The organism is Rhodococcus sp. 06-156-4 (assembly GCF_002259345.1).
Classification (GTDB): domain Bacteria; phylum Actinomycetota; class Actinomycetes; order Mycobacteriales; family Mycobacteriaceae; genus Rhodococcoides; species Rhodococcoides fascians_E.
The window spans coordinates 135,969-158,746 of the sequence record NZ_NPGB01000003.1 but is presented as its reverse complement, the minus strand read 5'-3'; the positions used below and the strand labels follow the sequence as shown (position 1 = coordinate 158,746).

20 protein-coding genes are annotated in these 22,778 nt (G+C 64.5%); 7 read left to right on the top strand and 13 right to left on the bottom strand.

Annotated features, from left to right (window positions below):
* Nucleotides 1-76: 76 nt before the first annotated feature.
* Nucleotides 77-1,474 carry an SLC13 family permease gene (locus tag CH290_RS00950; RefSeq protein WP_033189212.1) on the top strand — a complete coding sequence of 466 codons (1,398 nt, stop codon included), beginning with the start codon at nucleotides 77-79 and terminating at the stop codon, nucleotides 1,472-1,474.
* A 108-nt stretch (nucleotides 1,475-1,582) separates the two neighbouring features.
* Nucleotides 1,583-2,719 carry a PrpF domain-containing protein gene (locus CH290_RS00945; RefSeq protein ID WP_033189213.1) on the top strand — a complete coding sequence of 379 codons (1,137 nt, stop codon included), beginning with the start codon at nucleotides 1,583-1,585 and terminating at the stop codon, nucleotides 2,717-2,719.
* Between the two features lie 3 nt (nucleotides 2,720-2,722).
* On the opposite strand, the gene CH290_RS00940 is transcribed toward CH290_RS00945, so the two are convergent.
* Genes CH290_RS00940 through CH290_RS00920 form a run of 5 tightly spaced genes read right to left on the bottom strand, consistent with a single transcriptional unit; the run spans nucleotide 2,723 to nucleotide 7,583 of the window.
* Nucleotides 2,723-3,199: a RidA family protein gene (locus tag CH290_RS00940; protein WP_033189214.1), complete on the bottom strand. Its 477-nt coding sequence runs from the start codon at nucleotides 3,197-3,199 to the stop codon at nucleotides 2,723-2,725.
* On the bottom strand, nucleotides 3,196-4,854 hold the full coding sequence (locus CH290_RS00935; RefSeq protein ID WP_033189215.1) for a M24 family metallopeptidase: 1,659 nt from the start codon (nucleotides 4,852-4,854) through the stop codon (nucleotides 3,196-3,198). The genes CH290_RS00940 and CH290_RS00935 overlap by 4 nt, the downstream gene beginning before the upstream one ends.
* Before the next feature lie 31 nt (nucleotides 4,855-4,885).
* Entirely contained in the window at nucleotides 4,886-5,659 is a 774-nt protein-coding gene (locus CH290_RS00930; RefSeq protein WP_019663763.1) for an ABC transporter ATP-binding protein, read from the bottom strand.
* A gap of 25 nt (nucleotides 5,660-5,684) precedes the next feature.
* The gene (locus tag CH290_RS00925) at nucleotides 5,685-6,707 is read right to left on the bottom strand and encodes an ABC transporter substrate-binding protein (protein WP_020111919.1); all 1,023 of its coding nucleotides are present in this window, start codon (nucleotides 6,705-6,707) and stop codon (nucleotides 5,685-5,687) included.
* 21 nt (nucleotides 6,708-6,728) lie between these two features.
* A complete protein-coding gene (locus tag CH290_RS00920; RefSeq protein WP_170947648.1) occupies nucleotides 6,729-7,583 on the bottom strand; it encodes an ABC transporter permease in 855 nt (284 codons plus the stop codon).
* A gap of 490 nt (nucleotides 7,584-8,073) precedes the next feature.
* Here CH290_RS00920 and CH290_RS00915 point away from each other — a divergent pair, with 490 nt between their 5' ends.
* Nucleotides 8,074-8,721, top strand: coding sequence for a TetR/AcrR family transcriptional regulator (locus tag CH290_RS00915; protein WP_019663760.1), 648 nt, complete (start codon nucleotides 8,074-8,076; stop codon nucleotides 8,719-8,721).
* Nucleotides 8,722-8,836: 115 nt separating this feature from the next.
* Here CH290_RS00915 and dctA read toward each other — a convergent pair whose 3' ends face one another.
* Nucleotides 8,837-10,279 (bottom strand): C4-dicarboxylate transporter DctA, encoded by a 1,443-nt coding sequence (gene dctA, locus CH290_RS00910; RefSeq protein ID WP_033189217.1) that lies wholly within the window; start codon nucleotides 10,277-10,279, stop codon nucleotides 8,837-8,839.
* Between the two features lie 80 nt (nucleotides 10,280-10,359).
* Nucleotides 10,360-11,460, bottom strand: coding sequence for a tartrate dehydrogenase (locus tag CH290_RS00905; protein WP_033189218.1), 1,101 nt, complete (start codon nucleotides 11,458-11,460; stop codon nucleotides 10,360-10,362).
* 190 nt (nucleotides 11,461-11,650) lie between these two features.
* Between CH290_RS00905 and CH290_RS00900 the strand changes: the two genes are divergently transcribed.
* On the top strand, nucleotides 11,651-12,559 hold the full coding sequence (locus tag CH290_RS00900) for a LysR family transcriptional regulator (RefSeq protein WP_020111916.1): 909 nt from the start codon (nucleotides 11,651-11,653) through the stop codon (nucleotides 12,557-12,559).
* 28 nt (nucleotides 12,560-12,587) lie between these two features.
* Here CH290_RS00900 and CH290_RS00895 read toward each other — a convergent pair whose 3' ends face one another.
* Entirely contained in the window at nucleotides 12,588-13,202 is a 615-nt protein-coding gene (locus tag CH290_RS00895) for a DUF6636 domain-containing protein (protein ID WP_020111915.1), read from the bottom strand.
* Complete coding sequence (locus tag CH290_RS00890; protein WP_020111914.1) at nucleotides 13,202-13,756, bottom strand: hypothetical protein; 555 nt, start codon at nucleotides 13,754-13,756, stop codon at nucleotides 13,202-13,204. Before CH290_RS00890 ends, CH290_RS00895 begins: the two co-directional genes overlap by 1 nt.
* 227 nt (nucleotides 13,757-13,983) lie before the next feature.
* On the opposite strand from CH290_RS00890, the gene CH290_RS00885 reads away from it, so the two are divergent.
* From CH290_RS00885 to CH290_RS00875, 3 genes are read left to right on the top strand one after another with little or no spacing between them, the layout of a single operon-like run.
* Nucleotides 13,984-18,387, top strand: a complete 4,404-nt coding sequence (locus CH290_RS00885) for a non-ribosomal peptide synthetase (RefSeq protein WP_033189219.1) — start codon at nucleotides 13,984-13,986, stop codon at nucleotides 18,385-18,387.
* A 50-nt stretch (nucleotides 18,388-18,437) separates the two neighbouring features.
* A complete protein-coding gene (locus CH290_RS00880) occupies nucleotides 18,438-18,929 on the top strand; it encodes a DUF2231 domain-containing protein (protein ID WP_027498834.1) in 492 nt (163 codons plus the stop codon).
* 47 nt (nucleotides 18,930-18,976) lie between these two features.
* Complete coding sequence (locus tag CH290_RS00875; RefSeq protein WP_019663753.1) at nucleotides 18,977-19,696, top strand: VIT1/CCC1 transporter family protein; 720 nt, start codon at nucleotides 18,977-18,979, stop codon at nucleotides 19,694-19,696.
* A gap of 12 nt (nucleotides 19,697-19,708) precedes the next feature.
* Here the strand turns inward: CH290_RS00875 and CH290_RS00870 are convergent, their stop codons facing one another.
* Genes CH290_RS00870 through CH290_RS00855 form a run of 4 tightly spaced genes read right to left on the bottom strand, consistent with a single transcriptional unit; the run spans nucleotide 19,709 to nucleotide 22,755 of the window.
* On the bottom strand, nucleotides 19,709-20,593 hold the full coding sequence (locus CH290_RS00870) for a M56 family metallopeptidase (RefSeq protein ID WP_019663752.1): 885 nt from the start codon (nucleotides 20,591-20,593) through the stop codon (nucleotides 19,709-19,711).
* The gene (locus CH290_RS00865) at nucleotides 20,590-21,006 is read right to left on the bottom strand and encodes a BlaI/MecI/CopY family transcriptional regulator (RefSeq protein WP_230620973.1); all 417 of its coding nucleotides are present in this window, start codon (nucleotides 21,004-21,006) and stop codon (nucleotides 20,590-20,592) included. The genes CH290_RS00870 and CH290_RS00865 overlap by 4 nt, the downstream gene beginning before the upstream one ends.
* 54 nt (nucleotides 21,007-21,060) lie before the next feature.
* The gene (locus tag CH290_RS00860; RefSeq protein WP_020111910.1) at nucleotides 21,061-21,567 is read right to left on the bottom strand and encodes a WhiB family transcriptional regulator; all 507 of its coding nucleotides are present in this window, start codon (nucleotides 21,565-21,567) and stop codon (nucleotides 21,061-21,063) included.
* A gap of 9 nt (nucleotides 21,568-21,576) precedes the next feature.
* Complete coding sequence (locus tag CH290_RS00855) at nucleotides 21,577-22,755, bottom strand: glycerate kinase (RefSeq protein WP_033189221.1); 1,179 nt, start codon at nucleotides 22,753-22,755, stop codon at nucleotides 21,577-21,579.
* Nucleotides 22,756-22,778: the final 23 nt, after the last annotated feature.

Here is a 22,778-nt window from a genome sequence, read left to right as displayed (position 1 = left end):
GGTCAATAATGTGACGTGGACAACGTTCAAGCGCTGAATGTAACCAAGGATCGACCCAGCCACCGAAAGACCTCCCATGACCTCCATCGAGTTACTGCCACTCGTCGCCCTGGTCGCGATGTTCGTGATTGCAACCTTCTTCCCGATCAACATCGGAATCCTCGGCTTCATCGGCGCGTTCGCCGTCGGGTACTTCGCGCTCGGATACGACGACAAGGAAATTCTCACGGCCTTCCCGAGTTCGATCGTCCTGACCATCGTCGGCGTCACCTACTTCTTCGGAATGGCGAAGAAGAACGGCACTATCGACCTACTGGTGAACAGCTGTATCCGGGCCGTTCACGGCCGAGTGACGGTGGTGCCGTGGGTGTTCTTCTTCGCCGCATCGGTACTCACCGCGTTGGGGACGTTCAGCCCGGCGGCCGTCGCGTTGATCACGCCCGCCGCGATGGGCTTCGCCGCTCGCACCAGGATGAGCCCTCTGGTCATGGGCATCATGGCCATCAACGGCGCTCACGCAGGTGCATTCTCACCGATCTCCGTGTCGGGTGTGCTGGTCCGCGACATCGTCGAATCCAACGGGTTGTCCATCAATCCGTGGACCCTCTTCTTCGCCAGCTACGGCATCAACCTGCTGCTCTCGGTCCTGACCGTCGTCGGCTACGCCACGTTGGCGCGTGTCCGCGGTCTCGAGTACACCGCCACCGGCACCAGTGAACCCGAGCCCACCAGCGGGTCGCGTGACGGCTCACCTCGTATGACTCCCCGGTCCGGCGGCGACGGGGGTGCGGGAGTCCCGTCCGGCGGTGGTCGTCAGGCCACGCAGGTTCTCGCCAGGCCAGGCGGCACCGCAGTGCTCGGCGCGCCCGAGCCCGTCACGGCAGTGCAGAAGCTGACGTTGTTCCTCATCGGCGCGCTTCTCGTTCTCGTCCTGGTCCTGCATCTGCCGATCAGCTTCATCGCGATCGGCGCGGGCGCCGTCCTGGCCTTCACCGACTTGAAGAAGCAGAGCGAGGCGATCGCGGACATAAGCTGGTCGACGGTCCTGCTGGTCGCAGGCATGGTCACCTACATCTCGATCCTCGAAGAGGTCGGCACCATCGATCACCTGGCCGAGATGGCAATCACGATCGGCGCACCGATCGTCGTCGCGATCGTTCTCTGTTACGTCATCGGCGTCACCTCGGCATTCGCGTCGTCGACGGCGCTGCTGGCCGCGATCATCCCGCTCGCGATGCCGCTGCTCGGAACCGGAGCGCTGCCCGTCGTCGGAGTAGTGGCTGCCCTCGCGATCTCGGCCACCGTCGTCGACGTCTCCCCGTTCTCCACCAACGGCGCACTGGTGCTGGCCAACGCTCAGAACATCGAGCGCCCGCGTTTCTACCGCCAGCTTCTCCTCAACGCAGGCATCGTCGTCGCCATCGCACCTGCGCTGTGCTGGCTGATCCTCGTCGTCGTGCCGGAGATGCTGTGATCGCGTTAAGTTCTCCTGAACCTCGCGAACATATTTCGTAATTGTCCTTGACGCGCGGAGAACGCACGCTGGGATCAAGCTTCAGAACATGATCGAAAGGCACACCGGATGTTCACTCTTCGAGGAACCTGGATGCGCGGCGGCACCAGCAAGTGCTGGCTGTTCAATGCCGTGGACATCGACCCCTACATCGCCGACGCCGGGGGGCTGGACGCGATTCTGACCGCAGCCTTCGGGTCGGGAGATCCCCGCCAACTCGACGGCGTGGGCGGGGGAAGCTCGACAACGTCCAAAGCAGCGATCGTGCGACGCTCGGCCACCCCCGGCATCGACGTCGACTACCTGTTCGCGCAGGTCGCCGTCGAGAATCGAACCGTCGAATGGGGAAGCAACTGCGGCAACTGCGCCACCGCGATCGGTCTCTACGCGGTGCAGGCGGGACTGGTTCCCGTAGGCAACACGGTCACCGTCGTCCGGATGCGCAACGAGAACACCGGTGCCATTCTCGCCGCGGACATCGCGACACCCGGCGGCCGAGTCCCCACCGAGGGCGACGCCGCAGTGCCCGGCACCACCGCACTCGGTGTCCCCGTCGGGCTGACCTTCACCGATCTTGCTGCCGATCGAGTCTCGCTTCTGCCGACGGGTGAAGCCGTCGACAGGATCGAACTGGACGGGAAGGAGTACCGGGGCACCCTCGTTCGAGCGGGCGCCCCGGCGGCTCTCTTCGACGCCTCGGACTTGGGACTCGGCGGGTCCGAACCCAACGACGTTCTCGCCCTGCATCTGCCGGTTCTCGTAGCACTGCGCAGACAAGCAGCGCTTCGCATGGGACTCAGCGCGCCCGACGAGCCGATCACCCACGCGATCCCCAAGGTGGGGGTCGTCGGACCGCCGCGGGACTACCGCACAACCGCCGGTGTCGACGTCGACGCGGCCGACTACGACATCTCCGTCCGCATGCTGTCGATGATGGCGCCCCATCCGGCCATCGGTCTGACATCCGCTGTCGCCGTTGCCGCCGCAGCCACCGTCTCCGGTGGTGTGGTTGCCACCAATGCCCGTATCGGATGGCCGGGTTCCATCCGAATCGGCACCGCCGCAGGGGTTCTCGACGTCGACATCGCCCTGGACTCGGCCGGACTGCTGCACTCGGTCACGCTGCGTCGGGCGGTTCGCCGCATCGCCACCGCCGAACTGTTCGTGGCCGTACCGTCGCCGATCCTGGCTTCGGTCGGTAGCTGAACGCTACTGCCGTACAGCGACGACGGCTTCCAGCTCCACCAGGGCATTCTTCGGTAGCACATGCGTCGGCAACGTCGTTCGAGCGTGACGACCCGCAGGCCCCAACACGTCGATCAGGAGTCCCGACGCGGATTCGGCAGCGGCCGGTTGGTCCGTGAAGTCCGGTCCGCTGGCGATCCAGACGCTCAGTTTGAGAACCTGCGTCACGTTCTCGAGTCCGACGGCCTGGTCGATTCTTGCCAGCAGATTGAGAGCGGCGACCTCGGCGGCGGCCGCGGCGTCCTCGGTGGTGGCGTCCACCCCTGCCTTGCCGCTGAGGACCTCTCCGCTCGGGGTCCGCGAGATCTGTCCCGACAGGTACAGCACATCGCGGTGCTGCGTCCAGGCGTCGTACGAGTACGCCGGGGCGCCCAGCTCGGGCAGGGTCAGGTTCCGTTCTGCGAGACGCTGCCGGGGATCGATGGTGCTGGTGTCGGTCATGCCGTGGTCCTGTCGCGTCGAGTGAGGTTGTAGGTTCGGCTCCGGCCGATGAACCAGAGATCTTCGGTACCGATCGCCACATCTCCGTACCGCCAGGGGATCTCGGCGGCGCCGTACGATCCGACGTCCAAGGCGTGCTTGTACCCGGGACGCAGCTCGTTGGCGAAGGACTCCTGTTTGCCCATGAGATGGCCGACGTTGCGGCGACGATAGATGGTGTCGAAATCGGTGTCCTCGCCCAGCATTCCGATCTCGATCATGCGGGGGAGATGCGGGGCCAGGAACTGCAGTGTTCCTTCGTGTACGTCCTCGCAGACGACGCCGGGACGAAGTTGACCGATGATGCCCTGCCGCACGACGGTGAAGAAGAACTCGTACGCCTCCTTGGCTGCAGGAGTGCGGGGCAGCGAACGCGCCATGTCGGACGTCGCGACGACGACGCCGTCGATGGTCACCTGCACCCCGGCGTCGAGCTGAATGCACGTGGTGTCCCCGTTGATCGGGAAGTCGACGGGTGGGCCCGGAAACAGCATGCGGTTCGACGAGTGCAGGTTGGTGAAATACGGCTCGACGACGAACCCGATGGCATTCTCGGTCGTGAACTTGTCGATGAAGTCGACGTAGCGGCCGTAGATGTCCAGTTCGGTGAACTCGGTTCCCGCGTCGATTTCCTGTTCTGCCCAGGCCAGTGCCTCCTCGATCGCGTACACGCTCGTCCGGGCCGCGATGACCTGGAACGGTAGGTCTTCGTGATCGCGGATGTCGCGCCAGTGCGCCAGATCGATCGACGCGGAAACGAGACTCAACCCGGCGTCCACGAGCTGGCCGGCGATCCCGACGGACATGAATTCTTCCTCGATACCGATCCGCTTCCCGGGCACCAGCGCCGCGACGGCCTCGGCGAGAGAGGCATAGTCGCCGACCGCGTCGCCGTACTCGCTTGCGTCGGCGGTGGTGATCACGAACACCCGGTCGCTCCCCGGTGCCCACACCGCGACGTCACCGCGTGCCGACCTGCCGGTGATCTCGGAGAAGTTCGGCGGCGCGAGCACGACCAGACCGTCGACACCGCGTTCGGCGGCAATGGATTCCAAGCCCGTGAAACGAGTGTCCGCGGCACCGAAATCCTCGGTCAGACCCTGCAGGTGCGGGACGTCGGAAATCAGCGCGGTGGCGACGTCGGCCCCACGTCGACGCCAGTCGGTGAAGCGATCGACGATCTCCGACGTCGAGATCGCGCGAACACGAACAGGACTCGGAGCGAGAGGTTCGGTGGTGACCGTCAGGCTGTCCGAGAGCGTCAACTGATGGCTGAAGACCACGTCGGCGTCGAGATGAACGGCGTCGTCGTCGGCAAGGTCCTTCACCAGGGAGGTAAGACTCTGCGCGACGGTGACATCGGCGATGGGACGTGGATCGATGGTGACCCACGGTGCGTAGAAGCGGATGCGCTCCGGGGCGACGCCGGCCGAGAGGACGTTGCCCTGTTCCTGCTGGCGGACGAGGAGGATGGCGTCCTCACCGTCGCGGGATGCGATCAGTGGCGTGACGAGCGGATGAGAGTCCAACCGAATGGCCGAGAACAGCAGACTCTTCCGGGGGTGCAGGCCGAACTCGTCGGCCAGCGTGTCGAGATGTGCGGATAGACGCAACATGAATACTCCTGTCGTTGAAAACTGTTCGAGGTCAGCTGATTCCGGCAGTGACCCCGATGTGCGACTCGACTTCGGTGACGTAGTCGGCGAACGTGGGTGAATAACGGTGCTCTTTGTCGCGGGGGCGGGGTAAGTCGATCGTGATGTCGGCGATGATCCGGCCCGGGCGGTCTCCGACGACCACGACGCGGTCACCCAGCCACACGGCCTCGGAGATGCTGTGGGTGACGAAGACGACGCTGCATCCCGTCTTCTGCCAGATGCGCTGGATCTCGAAGTTCATGGTGTCGCGGGTCATCGCGTCGAGTGCACCGAACGGTTCGTCCATCAAGAGCAGTTCCGGGTCCGATACCAAAGCCCGACAGATGGCGACTCGCTGCTGCATACCGCCCGACAACTCGTAGGAGTAGCGCTTGGCTTTGTCCTTCAGTCCCACCATGTCCAGGAGTTCGAGTGCCCTGGCCTTCGATGCGTTGTCGCGAGTGCCTCGGAACTCCAGCGGCAGCAGGACATTGTCGAGGTTGTTGCGCCACGGCAGCAGGACCGGGCTCTGGAAGACCATGCCGATCTCTTCGACACCCGCGGCGATCGGATCGCCCTTGATGAGCACCTCGCCCTTCGTCGCCGCCTGGAGCCCGGAGATGGTTTTCAGAAGGGTCGTCTTGCCGCTGCCGGACTGGCCGACGATCGAGACGAACTGGCCGTGCTCGACGTCGAAGTTCACGCCGTCGAGGACCGCGTTGGTGTCGCCGTCGCGCGATCGGAACGAGACCCCTACGTTGTTGACTTCAACTGCCTTGTTCATTGTTCTCTCCCGGTCAGGTAGGCGGTCATGGTGCGGAGATCTCGTCGGAAGTGGGTAGTGGGTCGATGTAGTCGTTGCTGTAGACCTGTGCGGGCGTCAGCGTCGAGTTCGGATCGAGACCGAGAAACTCTCGGGAGACGTCGATCATCTGTTGGACGCCGTCGTCGGTCATGAGGCCGAAGGGCTCCGACTCCTCGCCGAGGCGATTGTTCAGTGCGCACTGTTCGTCCAGGGCAAGAACGACGGTGCTGGTCTCGTACCCCTGCACCTCCTTGTGGAACGAGTCGGCAGCGCCCTCCGGGTTCTCGCAGGACCACAGGTATGCCTTCTGCAGCGCCCGGTTGAACTTGACGACGCGCTCCGGGTTGTTCTGCAGTTGCTCGTTGGAGAAGACGATTCCGTTGCCGTACAGATCGATGCCGAGGTCGGACCACTTCAACACCACCGGCTCCTTGCCGAGGGCATCGATAGCCGGACCGTCGGATACCGAGAGAGCCAGATTGGCGTCCCACTGGCCCGAGACGAGCCCGGGAATCTTGGCGCTGCTGGCCGCGTGGATCACGTTCACGTCGTCGGCGGAGAGGCCCAACTTGCTCAGGGCGTACGGCCACATGGCCGTCATCGCGCCTGCACCCTCGGTTGCAATGGTTCTGCCCGGCAGGTCTTCCCAACTGTGGATGTCGCCGTCGGACAAGGCAACCACCGCGTAGGCCGACCGGGCCTGCAGCAGGTCCACCTGCGTCACCTGAGCGCCGCGACCCTGGTTGAGGACGGTGACACCGAAATCGGCCCACCCGGCGTCGACCTTGCCGGTATCGACGGCGGCGACGGTGTTACCCGACCCGGATCCGGGCATCACGGTGACGTCGAGGCCTTCCTCCTCGAAGAATCCACGATCCACGGCCGCGAAGAAGGGTGCGTGCTTGGGCAGGTATCCGACGTCGACCATCAGTGACATCTTCTCGCCGGATCCTGTTGCGCTACAGGCGGTCAACGGTGCGACGAGGGCGGCGGCGATCATCAACGCCGCAGTGCGTGTCCTACGCATTCTGGTCTCCAGTTCGATCGGTCATTTCGCGTGGGACTTCCAGGGCATGAGCTTCTTGCCGGCGAAGTCGACGACGAAGAACAGAACCAGCGCGATGGCGGCGAGTACGAAGAACGCCGCGAACATGGCGGCCAGATCCACCTGACTGTTGGCGAGCATGATCACGTATCCGAGGCCCTTCGACCCGGCGATGAACTCACCGACGACGGCGCCGCCCACAGCAAGGGAGATCGAGATCTTGGCACCGGAGAAGATCGATGGAAGTGCGTAGATGAACTCGATCTTCGTCAGACGCTTCCATGTCGACGCCTTATTGATCCGCGCCAGTTCCTTCAGCTCGTGCGGAACGGTGCTGAGACCGTCGAACGTGTTGATGACCAGTGGGAAGAAAGCAATTGCCATGGCGACGAACGCTTTCGACTCGAAGCCGAAGCCGAACCACACGATGAACAGAGGTGCCAGGGCGACCTTGGGAATCGTGTCGATCGTGACGAGGGCCGGATAGAGAAACGTCCGGATCGTCGGTGAATAGTGCAGCAGGCCCCCGCACACGATGCCGAGCAACGTGCCGCCGACGAATCCAGCCAGCGCCTCGCCGATCGTCACCCAGGCGTTCGTCGCGAAATAGTCGAAGCGAGAGAACAATTCGGCGAACGCGGCGATGGGTCCGACCAGGATGTACTCGGGCGGGCGGGTGATCGCGACTGCCAGTTCCCACAGGGCCAACAGCCCGAGGATGCCGACGACTGCCTTGGTGCCGGTGATGAGCGAATCGCGACGAGGCCACGGTCTGCGGGTCGGTACGCGGTCCGTCGGTGCGGCGGGTGCCGGAACACCGGCAGGCGCTGCGCTTGTCTGTATATCGGATGCTGTCATGGCCATTCATCCTTCGGTGAGGGATCGAATTCAGGGCTGGATCGTTGTGACCGAACGACGACTGGGGTTGCCGACACGGTGCGGGCTCGACGAGGGCTGGTGGGTGCAGACACTCCGGTGTGCCTGCACCGCTCGGTGGTGCATCTGCTCCCGATTGCGCGATCGGCAGCGATTACTTCGTCTGCATGAACAGGTTTTCACTTTTTGGTGAACTAGGCGAACCGTACAACGTGATCGTCGACACGTCCATAGATCGCCGGCAGACAATGTCCACGCGCTGACCGCTGGAGACGGCTGTTCGTGCCGCTCTACCTGTGTCGATGCCCCAGTTGAATCGACGGATGCCAAAAAGAATGGGCGTGTACCGGCCTTCCGGCCCCGCGATCGACGTCTTCGTCCACCGGATCGGCCTGTGCCGTGGTTCACTGTCTGGTGTAAGTCGCCGAACAGGCGTAGGGAACGAGTGGAGACAGCCAGGGGGTTCGACACGATGTCGACAGCGTCCGAGGTTCAGGGCCGCCGAGGTGCACGCGGCGGGGATGTTCGGGGCAACATCTTGACGGAGGCCATGGCGGAGTTCGCGGCCAAGGGCTTCACCGGCGCCCGAATGGACGACATCGCGCTACGGACGAAGACGACGAAGAAGATGATCTACTACTACTTCGGCGACAAGAAAGGTCTCTACCGATCGGTGCTCGAGAGCGCGATCGTCAACATTCGCGCCGAGGAGCAGCGGGTTCACGTCGACGAACTCGATCCCGTGGACGCACTCCGGCGCGTCGTCGAGCTGACCTTCGACTACCACGAGCGGAACCCCGACTTCGTCCGTCTGATGGCGAGCGAGAACACGCTCAAAGCCTTCTACCTGGGACAATCCGGGGAGCGCAGCGAACTCGCCGGCCCGGCACTGGATCTACTGTCCGACATCCTCCACCGCGGCCGTGAGGCGAAAGTCTTCAAAGACGGTATCGACGCCGTCGACCTCCACTTCACCATCACCAGCTTCAGCTTCTTCCGCGTCTCCAACCAGTACACCTTCGACTGGCTGTTCCAGTTCGACCCCGTCGCGCCCGAGAACCGGGAGCGTCTTCGAAAAATGCTCACCGACATGGTCATCGGATACGTGACGGTCGGCTGACACTGCATAGCGTGTGGTCTGGAGACACGAATTGCCCGATACTTCGTCGATTCGGCGGTAATCCGCGAATTCGTGAAGTATCGGGCAATTCGTAGCACTGCGGTCGTAGTGGCGCTTAGCTGTGACTCGAGCTGCTCGAATGTGTTGCGGGCTGCAGCTGTTCGTGAACCGCCGAGGAACGAGCAGTGACGGGCTCCGACTGGTGTTCGAGGACTTCCATGTCGAAGTCGTTCTCGATGTCGCCGTCGGGAGGTGGAAGGACTTCGCCGGCGAAGACGCGGCGAGCGCGGTCGACGTCGAGTTCATGGTTCCATTTGGCGACGAACAGGGTGGCGACGGCGTTGCCGATGAAGTTGACCAGTGCGCGGCATTCGGACATGAACTTGTCGATGCCGAAGATCAGCATGATGCCTGCGGCGGGGATGGTGCCCAGCGTGCTCAATGTCGCGGTCAGGGCGATGAATCCGCCGCCGGCCACGCCTGCCGCTCCCTTGGAGGTGAGGAGCATGACGCCGAGGAGTCCGAGCTGCTGGGCGATCGTCAGGTCGGTGTTGGTGGCCTGGGCGATGTAGAGCGCCGCGAGGGACAGGTAGATCGCGGCGCCGTCGAGGTTGAAGCTGTAGCCAGTGGGGACGACGAGGCCGACGGTGGTCTTCTTGACGCCTGCGTATTCGAGTTTGCGCATCAGTCCCGGCAAGGCCGGCTCGGCGGTGGATGTGCCGAGGATCAGCAGGAGTTCTTCTTTGAAGAAGCCCAGCATTCGGAAGATGTTGAGCCGCAGGTACGCCATGACCGACCCGAGTACGACGATGACGAACAGTGCCGAGGTGGCGTAGAACAGAAGGATGAGGCTGCCGAGGCTGGTGAGCGTGGACACGCCGTACTTGCCGATGGCGAATGCCATGGCTCCGAAGGCTCCCAGTGGGGCGAGCTTCATGATGAAGCTCAGGACCTTGAACACGACCGCAGTGAGTCGCTCGACGGCATCTCGGATCGGATCCGAGATCTGGCCCACCGCATTGATGGCGACGCCGAAGATGACGGCAAGGAAGATGACCTGAAGGATGTCGCCCTCGACGAAGGGGCCGACGACACTGTCCGGGACGAGGTGGGTGATGAATTCCCACCATTCCTTCTCCTCGCCTGCCTTGATGAAACTGTTTGCCGAGTCGGTGGTTTCGAGGGATGCTGCGTCCGCGTTGACCCCGTCACCCAGTCGGAAGATGTTGATGGCCACCAAGCCGGTGAGCATCGCGATGATGGTGCCGACTTGGAAGTAGGTCAGAGCCTTGATGCCGGTCAGGCCGACCTTCTTGAGGTCTGCGACCGAGGCGATGCCGCCGACGATGGTCAGGAACACGATCGGCCCGATGAGCATCTTCATCGCGGTGATGAAGGTGGTTCCGATCGGTTCCATCGCTTCGCCGGTGCTAGGCCAGAGCCATCCGACATCGATGCCGGCGACGATGGCGACGATGACCCAGAAGTAGAGCTGTTTGTACCAGGGTTTCTTCACCGTGGTCGGTTGGTAACTCGCTGTGCTGCTTGTTGTTCCCATGAGATTCACCTCGGGTGAGAGTTCGCATTTTTCTTCGTTGCTGGTCGAGAGTTACCGACCGACGTGGGTGACGCGGTGGATCAGGCGGGTGTCAGGGCGTTCTGCAGTGCATGGACGATGGCCTCGGTGACCTCGTGGGTGTCCGAGGTACCGCCGATGTCGCGCGTCAGTGCGCCGCCACCGGTCGCCCTTTCGATCGCAGCTTCGACGCGGCGTGCCTCCTCGTGCAGCCCGAAGTGATCGAGCATCAACGCTGCGCTGGCGATGGCGCCGATCGGGTTACTGATCCCCTTGCCTGCGATGTCGGGGGCCGAGCCGTGAACGGGTTCGAACATGCTCGGGAAGCGGCGCTCGGGATTGAGGTTTGCGCTCGCGGCGACGCCGAGACTTCCCGCGAGAGCCGACCCGAGGTCGGAGAGGATGTCGGCGTTGAGGTTGGAGGCCACGACGACGGACAGGTCCTCCGGATGCAAGATGAACTTTGCGCTCATGGCGTCGACGAGCACGCTTTCGGTCGTGACGTCCGGGTAATCGAGTGCGACGCGCTTGAAGACGTCGTCCCACAGCACCATTCCGTACTGCTGAGCGTTGGATTTGGTGACGCTGGAGACTTTCTTCACGGTACGGGTGCGGGCGAGGTCGAACGCGAAGCGCATGATGCGCTCGCATCCCTTCTCGGTGAACAGCGCGGTCTGCAGTGCGACTTCGTTCCCGGGTCCGCGGCCGCTGAGGTTGCGCCCTCCGAGGCCGGCGTACTCGCCTTCACTGTTCTCACGAACGACGACCCAGTCGAGCTCGGTGTCATCGGCCTTCCGAAGCGGCGACTGGACGCCGGGGAGGAACTTCACCGGACGCACGTTGGCCCATTGGTCGAAGTTCTGCGTGATGTTGAGCCGCAGACCCCACAGGCTGATGTGATCCGGAACGTTTTCCCAGCCGACAGCACCGAAGTAGATGGCGTCGTAGCCCTTCAGGGTGTCCAGTCCGTCGTCGGCCATCATCTTGCCGGTTTCCGCGTAGTAACCGCAGCCCCAGGGGAACTCGTCCCACTGGAAGGCGAACTTGCCGCCGGACTGCGCGGCCAGAACGTCCAATACGCGCTGGCCCGCCTCGACCACCTCCCGGCCGACACCGTCGGCCGGGATGGACGCGATCTTGTACGTGGTGGGTTCGATTGCCATGAGTTCCTCCGTTGTTGTGCAGGTCACATTCTGTCTTGAACCATTAAGGGGTGACAGGGCAATCGGCGTCCAAGACCAAAAGCCGATCCGGCTTATCGGTTTTTCCTAATCGAGTCGGATTTTCGCAGGTAGAGTGCATGCTCGGGCACCGGCTTCACGGAGCGTCATCACACCCGAGGAGGTTCGACGGATGGACGCGCGGCATCTGAGGTACTTTCTGGCCGTCGTCGACGAAGGGGGCATCAACCGGGCAGCCGAGGCGCTTCTCATTGCGCAGCCGTCTCTGTCTCAGTCGATCGCATCGTTGGAGCGGGAGCTGGGTGTTCCGCTTTTCCACCGCATCGGACGACGCTTGGTCCTGAGCGATGCGGGCGAGACCTTGATCGGCCCCGCGCGGGTGGTGCTGCGAGACCTCGACGACGCGGCCGCCTCGGTCGAGGAGTTGAAGGGTTTGCGTCGTGGACGTGTAGATCTGATCACGATGCCCTCACCGGGTATCGAGCCGTTGACGACCATCCTGACTCGGTTCAGCACGTCGTATCCGTCCGTCACCGTGAACGCCGAGGCTGCCTTCACCCCGGACGAGGTTTTGCACGCAGTGCGAACCGGCGCGTGCGAAGTGGGAATTCTGGGTTCGCCCAGTGACGTCCGTGCCCCCGAGCTGGAGGTCGTGGCACTGGAAAGCCAACCGTTGATCCTCATCTCGGGCGCGGGCGCGAACACCCCGGACGCCCCGGTCATCGAACGGTCCGAACTGTCCGGACTGAGACTGATCGTGTCCCAGCACGGTTCGTTGATGCGAACACTCGTCGACGAGGTGCTCGCGAGTGGCGTCGACGCCACCATCGCCGCCGAGGTTGCACATCGAACGTCGATCCTGCCGATGGTGCTCAGTGGATTCGGCCAGGCGGTCATGCCGTCGTCGTGGGCGCCGTCGGCGCGGCAGGCGGGCGCCAGAATTCACCGGATCGTCCCGGAGTCGTATCTGCACGTCGCCGCCGTCTGCCGGAAAACTCACCTGACACCGCCCGCGCAGAAACTCATGGACGAAGCGCGGTTGTATGCAACAGGGCAGCCGGCCCTGTGGGATCAAGGGTGAGGTGCTCGTCGAAGTCAGCGGCGAATGGTCAGTACCAGTTCGCTGTTTCCCTCGACAGTTCGAATCCGTGTCCGTTTGCGGTGCTGCACATCATTGCGGTGCGCCTGGCTGTACATGTGTATCCGTCGAAGGTGACGGACTGGTCGTACTCGAGTACTACTGGGAACTCCGAGGCGAATACTCCTTGGTTGAAGCAGGTCGGTTCCACTCGGTCCGGGTGCAGGAAGAACCCCTTGGACAGTTCATCGACGGTGAAGGTGGGGTTGGTGCAGGCCGCGCCCCGAGGCACTGGCGCGTCGCGCGATTGGCAGCCGGATCCGTAGGTGTCGGAGGAGATTCGGCAGGAGATGTTCTTGGTGGGCGACGTCCACGCGATGCCGTTGCCGTCGGCGGCCAGGGTTGCCGGATCGACCTGCTCGACCGGCTCTACCTGCTCGACCTGCTCGGTCGGTGCGGCCGGTGCGGTCGGTGCGATCGGGGTTCGAGAAGTGCTCGTCGCGCCGGGGCTCGGGGCGGCAACGTCGTCGGAACTCGCGCATCCACTGAATGCGACTACCGAGAGCGCGATGATCGCGCACGCAGCTGCAGTGCGAACAGGAGTAGCCGGTTCGGCGGCGTCACGCGACCGGAAGAGGCGCGTCATCAGACGCCGAGCACGGTGACGGCCGGGGTGAGATAACCGAAGTACTCGGGGGCGAGCGGGATCAGTCCGGTCCACCCCGGGACGCGACCGTAGACCACGAGCAGGACCGGTCCGGCGCCGGTCGGTAGCACCGCCGTGCGATCGGTGGCCGGGTAGATACCGTCGAGGGTGCCCGGTACCGCGTTCGGGAGGCCGGTCAGACCGGCTCGGCCTGTGCTCAGGTTGACCCAGCCCACGCGCAGGTCCGACGGTTGGTAGTCGAGCCAGCGCTGCACCACGGTGATCTGGCGAGCGGGGTGGTCGATGATCGCGTCCACTTTCGCACCGGGGAAGCCGCCGGTCCGATTCGCGAGGTTGACGGTGTCGACCCCGTTCGCGACAGGCGTGGCGACGGCAGCAAGTCCGGCGACGTCGGCCGGTACACCCACGGCCTGCAGGGCGGCAACGGGGTCGACGGGTGGACTCGCATGAGCTGTGCCCCCGGCGCCGAGCGTCAGCGCGACGGTGGCGGCGAACCCTACGACGAGAGAGGTCAGTGTGGTTCCACGTTTCATCTCCGGCTCCCCATCTTCTACGAGCGATGTGTGCTCACCGTAGGTGCCGCGGGTGCAGAAATGGCGATTCTCGCCAAGTTGTTACCCGACGTAACCACATTGTGTTCTGCGAACTAGTTGCTGCCGACAAGCGTCGATGCACAGTCGGGGATCGGTCGGTAGTCTTGTACTACTGAAGCTGTAGTAGTTGCATTCGGTAATGGGGTCGAGTGGTCACTGGGGGATCCATGAAGCATGATGCACTGCCGTTGAGCACGCCGCAGGTCGATATCTGGTACGCGCAGCACTTGGTGCCGGACATCCCCTTCGCCATTGCCTACTACGTCGAACTGAACGGAAACATCGACGTCGACGCGTTGCTGGACAGCGGTGTACGTGCCCACGTGGAATACGGATCGGTGTCCATGCGCGTTCGCGACGACGGGCGGCGTCCGGTCCAGACGTTCACCACCGACGTGCGCGACGCCACCGCGGTGGTCGATTTACGCGGCGACGACTCGGCCAGGGACACCGCTCTGCGCTGGATGGACCAGGACTGCCGAACCCGCTTTCCGCTGGACGGATGTCTGGTTCGACTGCGGTTGTTCCGTCTCGCCGACGACCATGTCCTCTGGTACACCCGCGCGCACCACATCGCGCTCGACGGATACGCATCGGTGCGAGTACTGGAGCGGGCCGCATCGATCTACGATGCCGTTGTCTCGGGAAAGGAACCGCCGGCGGCAGATGTCTCGACCCCCGAAGCGGTGGTGGACGAGGACCGCAAATACCAGGCTTCGGCTCGCGCGACACGCGACCGGGAGTACTGGCGCGCATCGGCAATGGATAACGCTCGCTCTGCCGGAGTGACTCTGGGAAGTGTCGCTGCGCCGCAGGCGATGTCGACGACGATCGTCGGAGCCGGCGCGTCGCCGGATCTCGAGAACCTTGCCGGCTCGCCGACAGCGGGGCACGCGACGTCGAGCATCGTCATCGCGGCCTTCGCGGCATTTCTCGCGCGCATGACGGACTCGGCGGACGTGCGGCTGTCCCTCCCGGTATCGGCGCGATCGACGGCAGTGCTTCGCAGGGCCGGGTTCACGACGTCGAATGTGGTGCCGCTGGAGTTGGTGGGCATCGGGCGTACGACAGTCGGTGGCGCGGTGAAGATGACCGAGACCGCGCTCGGGTCCGTGCTGCGCCACCAACGGCGGCGGCCCGATGCGGGGCCCAGTGCTCTCGGCGACCTGCATTTTCCCGCAGTGTCTTTCGGCCCGACGGTCAACGTCATGATGTTCTCCAACCGCATCGCAGTAGGGGGCATCGACGGACAGGTGCACATCCTCACCACCGGTCCCGTGGTGGACCTCGCGGTGGACATCTACCCCGATCGAGGCGACCGGGGGCCGCGGATCGACTTCGAGGGCAACCCGTCCGTGTACCCGCGTCGCGATCTGGCTCGACATCACAGGCGGTTCCTGCACTTCCTCGATCTCTTCACGGCCCCGAACGTCACCGACACCGCCGTCGGGGACCTCGATTTGTTCCTCCCCGACGAATCGTCCACGGCCGCAGCGTCCGTCGGCGCCACCGTGGATGCGAACACAACCCTGATCGATGTATTCGACGAGGCCGTCCGTCTCGTGGGAAACGGCATCGCCGTCGACGACGGTGCGACGGTACTGACGTACTGGGACCTGAACGAGCGTGTCGATTGTCTGGCGCGTGTGCTGAGGCACCGAGGAATCGAAGCGGAAGACACTGTCGCAGTGTGCATGAGCCGCACCGTCGATTCGGTGATCGCGTTCTGGGCCGTCGCCCGCGCGGGTGCGGTGTTCGTCCCGATAGACCCGAGACTGCCCGACGACCGGATCGAGTTCGTTCTCCGAGACAGTCACGCCGTGATCGGCCTCGCAGCGAGGTCCGAGGCACCCGCGGCGTCAAGCGGACTCGAGTGGGTACTCGTCGACGATGCCGTCGAACAGGCATCGCTGCACGACGACCCGGTGTCGAGCAGAGCTCGCCCTGGCAATGCCGCGTACGTCATCTATACCTCCGGTTCGACCGGCACGCCGAAGGGGGTGGTGGTCACACACGAGGGTGTAGCGGGACTGGTACAGCAGATTCGGTCCAGCTACGCGCTCGACCCGACGTCGCGAGTGTGCCACCTGGCATCGCTCGGATTCGACACCTCGGTGGTCGAGCAACTCGCCGCCGCGGTGGCGGGAGCGTGCCTGGTGATCGCGCCGTCCGATGTCTACGCGGGTGACGAGCTGACGAACCTGCTCGCCTACCGACGAGTCACCCATCTGTTCATCACACCGTCCGCATTGGCGACGCTGGATGCTTCGGCGCTCGACGACGTCGGGACGATCGTCATCGGCGGCGAGTCGTCATCGACCGACATCGTCGACGCGTGGGCGCCGGGCCGGCGGTTGCTCAACGCCTACGGACCCACCGAGACCACCTGTAGCGTCACGATGACCGGTCCGCTGAGCGCCGCAGCCGACGCCGGAATCGGAACTGCCATGGTGGGCGCCGTTGTTCACCTGCTCGACAGGAACATGAGGCCCGTGCCGCCCGGGGCGATCGGGGAGATCTACATCGCGACAGCCGGTGTGGCGCGCGGTTACGCCGATCGCGCCGCAGCCACCGCATCGAGGTTCGTGGCGTATCCCTTCGGCGGCACCGGAGTTCGAATGTTCCGCAGCGGGGACATGGCGCGGTCGGCCGCACACGGTTCGCTCGTGTTCGTCGGCAGAATCGACGACCAGGTGAAGATCCGTGGCAACCGCGTCGAACTCGGTGAGGTCGACGCGGCACTCCGCCGATACCCGAACGTCGTCTCCGCGGCGTCCGCACTGCGCCGAGGAGGACGTGGTGAATCGCGGATCGACGGATTCGTCGTGTATGACGGGGTCGGATCTGTCGATTCACAGGACATCAGACGGTTCGTCGCGAAGATTCTGCCTGCCCACGCGGTCCCGGCCACCGTTACCGCCGTCGAATCGATACCTCTCACGGTCAACCGGAAGCTCGACAGAGCCGCGCTGCCGGAGCCCGTTGCCGACACGGCATCCGGTTCGATCGAGGAGCCGGCAGAGCCGTTGGAAGTGGTTGTTGCACAGATATTCACGACTGTGCTCCAGGTGGAACGGGTCGATGTCACGGCGTCGTTCTTCGACCTGGGTGGTGACTCGTTGGTGGCAACCGGAGTGGTGGCGCGCCTGCGGGCGGAACTGGGTGTCGACGTCGGTGTTCGGGATCTCGTCGGTGCTCGGACCGTGCGGGCACTCGCCGCGATCATCGCTACGCGGACTCGGGATCGGTCTTCCATGGACCGTGCCATTTCCGGAGGGTCGAACGGCGTTGCGGTCGTTCCCTTGTCCGCGAGCCAAGTCGACATCGATCGCGACTGTCGGCTGCCGCTCTACAATCTGCCGTTCACGGTCGACATCACTGGCCCGTTCGATGTGTCGGCCGCCGAGGCGGCGTTCGTCGACGTGCTCGTTCGGCACCGGACGTTGCGCACTGTGCACCCGGATTCGCCGTGGGGGCCGCGTCAGATCGTCGTCGACGACATGGCGCGGTTGCAGTCCGCCCTCGGCCGTGCATCGTTCGACGCGCACGCTCTCGCCGGCGTCCTCGAAGCACCGTTCGACGTACGATTCGAAATGCCCATTCGGGCAACGCTGTTCGACACAGAGCCCGGCGCCCATGTGCTCGCGTGCGTGGTGCACCACATCGCTGCGGATGGATGGTCGCTCGGTGGGCTCGCCCACGACTTCTCGGTGGCGTATCGCGCCAGAGCGTCGGGCGACGCACCGGCATGGACCGATCTGCCGTTGCAGTACGCCGATCACAGCGTCTGGGATTCGCAGCGATCCCATGCGTCGGCTCTGGACTTCTGGCGCCGCGAGCTGAGTGGCCTTGCCTTCGACACCGAGATCGGCACCGACCGCGCCAGGCCGCAGGAGTGGGATTTCACGGGCGGCAGAATCGAATTCGATCTTGTTGGAGGTGATGTCGAGGACGTGAATCTGCTGGCGCGACGGTGCGACACCGGCAGATTCACCGTGCTTCGAGCAGCACTCGTCGTTCTCGTCTCCACGATGACAGGACGGACCGACATTGCGATCGGTACACCGATCGCCGGACGAGACGACCCGAGGTACGACCCTCTGGTCGGCATGTTCGTCAACACTCTCGCGATCAGAACCGACATCACGCACACGACGACGTTCGCGGACGTCGTCGCCGCTGCGCACGTCAGTGAGACACGTGCCCTCGACCATTCGAGCGTTCCGTTCGATCGCGTCGCCGCGGAACTGGATCCCGGAACCCACCCGACGCGTCATCCGCTGTTTCAGATTGCGCTCTCCTTGGACGTCTTCACGGCGTCGCATGTCGACGTCGGAGGCACGCGTTTCGACGTGACTCCGCGCCCGCTCGAATTCGCGAAATGCGATCTGCACATGCATGTCGTCGAGCGTCGTGACAAGGCGGGCGAGGTATCGGGCCTGTCGTTCGCACTCGTCTATCCCGCAGTGCTGTTCGATCACGGCACGGTTCGAACGATCGGTGAGCGCTATGTGGAGATCCTGCAGCGCATGATCCAGAACCCGTCCGATACGTGGACTACAGCATCGTAATACTACAAAGCCTGTAGTATTACGATGGTCCGAACCCGAGGAGACTTGAAGTGTCGACTATCGATGGCTTGCCCGTTCACGTTCTGTTGGTCCACTTCGTCGTAGTGCTCGCCCCGCTCGAAGCCGTGTTGGCCGTGGGGGCAAGTATCTGGCCTGCGATGCGTCGCAGGCTCGTATGGCTCATCGCAGTGCTTGCGCTCGTGACGCTCGTGCTGACCCCGCTGACGACGGATGCCGGTGAATGGCTGGAGAAGCGCGTTCCCGAGTCCACGGTCGTCGAGACCCATGCCGAGTTGGGTGACACGATGCTCTACTTCGCTCTAGCAGCGGTTGTCGTGGCTGCATTGCTCGTCGTCCGCCATCGTCGCGATCTACGTGGGATTCGTCCGGTGAAGTGGCAGTCGATCGCCGTCGTCCTGATCGCCGTCGTGGTGGGAGCAGCGACGATCGTGCAGGTCTATCGGATCGGCGAATCCGGTGCCCGTGCGGCGTGGGAAGACGCTTTCACCTCGGCGCCGGCGCAGGATGGTCCAGTCCGCTGACGGGTGATCCCACCGGTCTTCTGACAGTCGGTTCACAGGAGGTGAGCATGCCGGACTCCGTTCCCGGTACCCACGAGGCAGAACCGCACCGTGACATCGGCGGCCGCTTGAACTGGCTACGCGCCGGAGTTCTGGGTGCCAACGACGGCATCGTATCGACCGCCGGCTTGGTCGTCGGTGTTGCCGCTGCCACCGTCGAGCGTGGTCCGGTGCTGACCGCGGGCATTGCAGGCCTGGTTGCCGGCGCGGTGTCGATGGCGCTGGGTGAGTACGTGTCGGTGAGCACACAACGCGACACCGAGCGATCGCTGTTGGACAAGGAACGCCGTGAGCTCGAGGACGAGCCCGAGCAGGAACTGGCAGAGCTTGCCGCGCTGTACGAAGCCAAAGGCCTGTCGCCGGCGACGGCCATGACGGTCGCCCAAGAATTGACCGCGAGCGATCCCTTCGCAGCCCACGTCGACGCGGAACTGGGTATCGATCCGGATGCGCTGACCGATCCGTGGCAGGCAGCGGGGTCATCGGCGGTGGCGTTCGTCAGCGGAGCTCTTCTCCCACTGCTTGCCATCGTTCTTCTGCCCGCGTCCGTCCGGATCCCGGTGACCTTCGTCGTCGTGCTGATTGCACTCGCCGCGACGGGCACGATCAGTGCGAGGCTCGGCGACGCGCCCGCTCGACCCGCCGTGACGAGAATCGTGATCGGGGGAGCGTTGGCCATGGTTGTCACCTACGGTATCGGGCAACTCGCGGGTGTCGCCGGGATCTGACGGCGGCGTTTCTCACCGGAAGACCGAGGTGGGAGCCTCCCCGGCTTCCGGTGAGATCACGTCCTGCACGACGTCTGCGAGGGCTATGGACATTGCCGAGAACGCCACGATCAACACGACCGCCGCGACAACGACCGGTCGACGTTGGGGCGGTGGCGCGGGTTCGGTCAGTGCGCGGACACGCCGTACGACGTCACCGCCGGTACTGGACAGTGCGGTCGTGTTCCGTTCGACGTGTGCGCGGAGCAACGCGGTCCGCGCGAGCGCCGACATCGCGGCGCGCCTGTTGTGCAGTGCTGCCGCGTGTTCGTCGGCATGGCGCTCCGCGGCATGACGGACGTGTCCGACGACCGGCCGCAGCAGGGGATTCAGCTGGGCTGCGATCTCCACCATCTGCGTCCAGGCACTGTGTCGGAAACGGAGATGTCCACGTTCGTGCTCGATCACGGTCTGCAGTTCGGTGTCCGACAGCATCTCGACGAGCGCGGTCGTGACGACCACCGCACCACCTCCCGACGCGACGGCGAAGGCATCCGGTTCGGTCGACTCGACGACCACCGTCCCTCCGTTCGTACGCGCGGATGCTGAGAACGGGCGTGCGTCGCGCGCACTGACGACGACCCGACGACAGTGGGCCACGACGGAGGCGAGCCTCCACACGACCCAACCGAGTACGACTACCCCCACTCCGATGAGTGCTGCGTTGCCGGACGCACACAGCACGGATCCGAGGGCTGCACTGGATGCGACGACGCCGAAGGCCGTGACGGCGGCAAGGACAGGGACCACGACGACCGTGGAGTACGGAGAACGATCGTCGGCCGTGCGGTGTGCGTACGTTCTCAGCGCAACCGACATGATCCACGGGAGTGCGGCGACGACGACGAAGAGTGTCATGTCTCGCCGTCGGAGGAGTTCCGAGACAACAGTTCACGAAGTACGACTTCGTCTTCGGGGTCGAGCGATGCGACGAAGTTGGCCAAAACGTCTGCCCTTTCCGCGCGCGTGTCGAGTTCGGTGCGCATTCGCATGGCCGCACGCAGAGCAGGCAAATCGTCGACCGGCGCCCGGAGTGTGTAGACGTACGAGCGCCCGCGTCGTTCGCGATCGACGAGCCTCTTGCCGTGCAAACGGACCAATGCCGTCATCACGGTCGTATGGGCGAGGTCGGAACCGAGCAGATCCCTGGCCTCGGCCACCGACAGTTCTCGGTGTTCCCCGAGCAGCTGAAGGACCGACTCCTCCAACTCGCCAGACGCTCTCCGCACGATCTCGCCCTCACTGTCGACCTGGTGACCAGGATAGGTCACGCCGAGCTCGGCATCGTGTGTGCGGAGCAACCGAACTGCTCGACGCGCGCAGAGTCAGGGTTTCGTCGGCGGCCGGTCCGCGGTGACGGGCTGGACCGAGTCGGGTCGAGGAATGCGCCGGTAGGGCCGCTGTGGTGGTCCGATGCGGTGCATACGGCGCGGTGGCTGCTCGGTCTCGTCGATCTTCTCCACTGCCGGGGGTTCCGGGGGCTGTGGTGTCGGTGCCGGTGGTGTCGGTGCCGGCCCGATGTCGAACGAGGCACCGGCCAGGGCCCGTTCCTTCGATGTGGTGGCACCCCAGATACCGTGCGGCTCGGCGGCTTCCAGTGCGTAGTCCCTGCAGGTGCGCATCACCGGGCAGCCGGTGCAGATGGCTTTGGCCCGAGCTTCCATGGCCGCGAGGGATCTACCCCGCGCGCTGGTCGGCGGGTAGAACAGCACTGGGTCCTCGTGTCTGCACGACCCACGCAGCTGCCAATCCCACTGCTCGGCGACGGGCTGAGGCAGGCTCGGCGGCAACGAACGGTAGCGCGTGACGGCGGAATGCGGATCGAGCGACATTGTTCTCCTTCACACCGCCGCGTGCTGCGCGAGCGTCTTGTACAGGCCTGCGACGTGCGCGGCCGTGTCGTGTGCCAGTTCCCCTGTCCGCGAAGACATGTCCGCGAGGGTGGACGGACCCGCCGCGATGGAGAAGGCCGCGGCGATCCCCGCGTCGCGTATCTCCTCGGGCGTCAGGACGACCCGTCCGGCGATGACGACGACGGGGCAGGTGGGAGGCGCGGCCCGTCGCACACCGGCAACGACCTTGCCTCGCAACGACTGCGAATCGAAGGATCCCTCGCCGGTCACGATCATGGATGCGTCGGAGCACAGTTCCTCGAACCCGATAGCACTCATGACCATGTCCGATCCGGGCATCAGCTGCACATCGAGGTAGGCCGCGAGAGACGCAGGCAACCCGCCCGCCGCGCCCATACCCTCGGTCGTGGTGACGTCGGTCCCGGTGGCGGATTTCAGCACGTCGGCGAGATGCGCCAAACCGGAGTCGATGGTCTCCACGTCCGTCGGGGTTGCGCCCTTCTGCGGCCCGAACACCGCTGCGGCACCGCTGTTCCCGAGCAACGGATTGTCGACGTCGACGGCGATCCGAACAGTCACCTCGCCCGCGCGCGGATGCAGGCCGCTGACGTCGATGCTGTCGATATCGGCCAGACCGGCGGCACCCGGCTCGACGACGCTGCCCGCGCCGTCGAGAAACCGTGCGCCGAGGGCGGACAGGAAACCGGTACCGCCGTCGTTGCTCGCGCTGCCGCCGATGCACAGCAGGATCTCGGAGACACCGTCGTCGAGAAGTTGCCGGGCGAGTACGCCCACGCCGTGACTGTCCGCTCGCAGAGGCTGCAGCGGGGCGTCGGATACATGGGGGAGACCGTTGGCTTCAGCAGCTTCGATGACGCCGGTCCTCCCGTCGGCGGACACCGCGATCCGCGCGGATCGGGGTCGTCCGATCGCGTCGACGGTGTCGATCTCGCTGATCCGCGCGTCGAGGGATGCTGCGAGCGCATCCAGCGTCCCTTCCCCGCCGTCGGCCATCGGGCATTCGACGATCCGCGCATCCGGTCCCAGCACGTCCCGGAAGCCGTCGGCCATCGCCGACGCCACGTCGGCGGCCGTGCCGGAGCCCTTGAACGAGTCCGGGGCAACGACGATCGTGGTTCGCCGCGCGTCGGTTCTGTGCTGTTCCATGACAGTAGGTTAGGTCACCGACT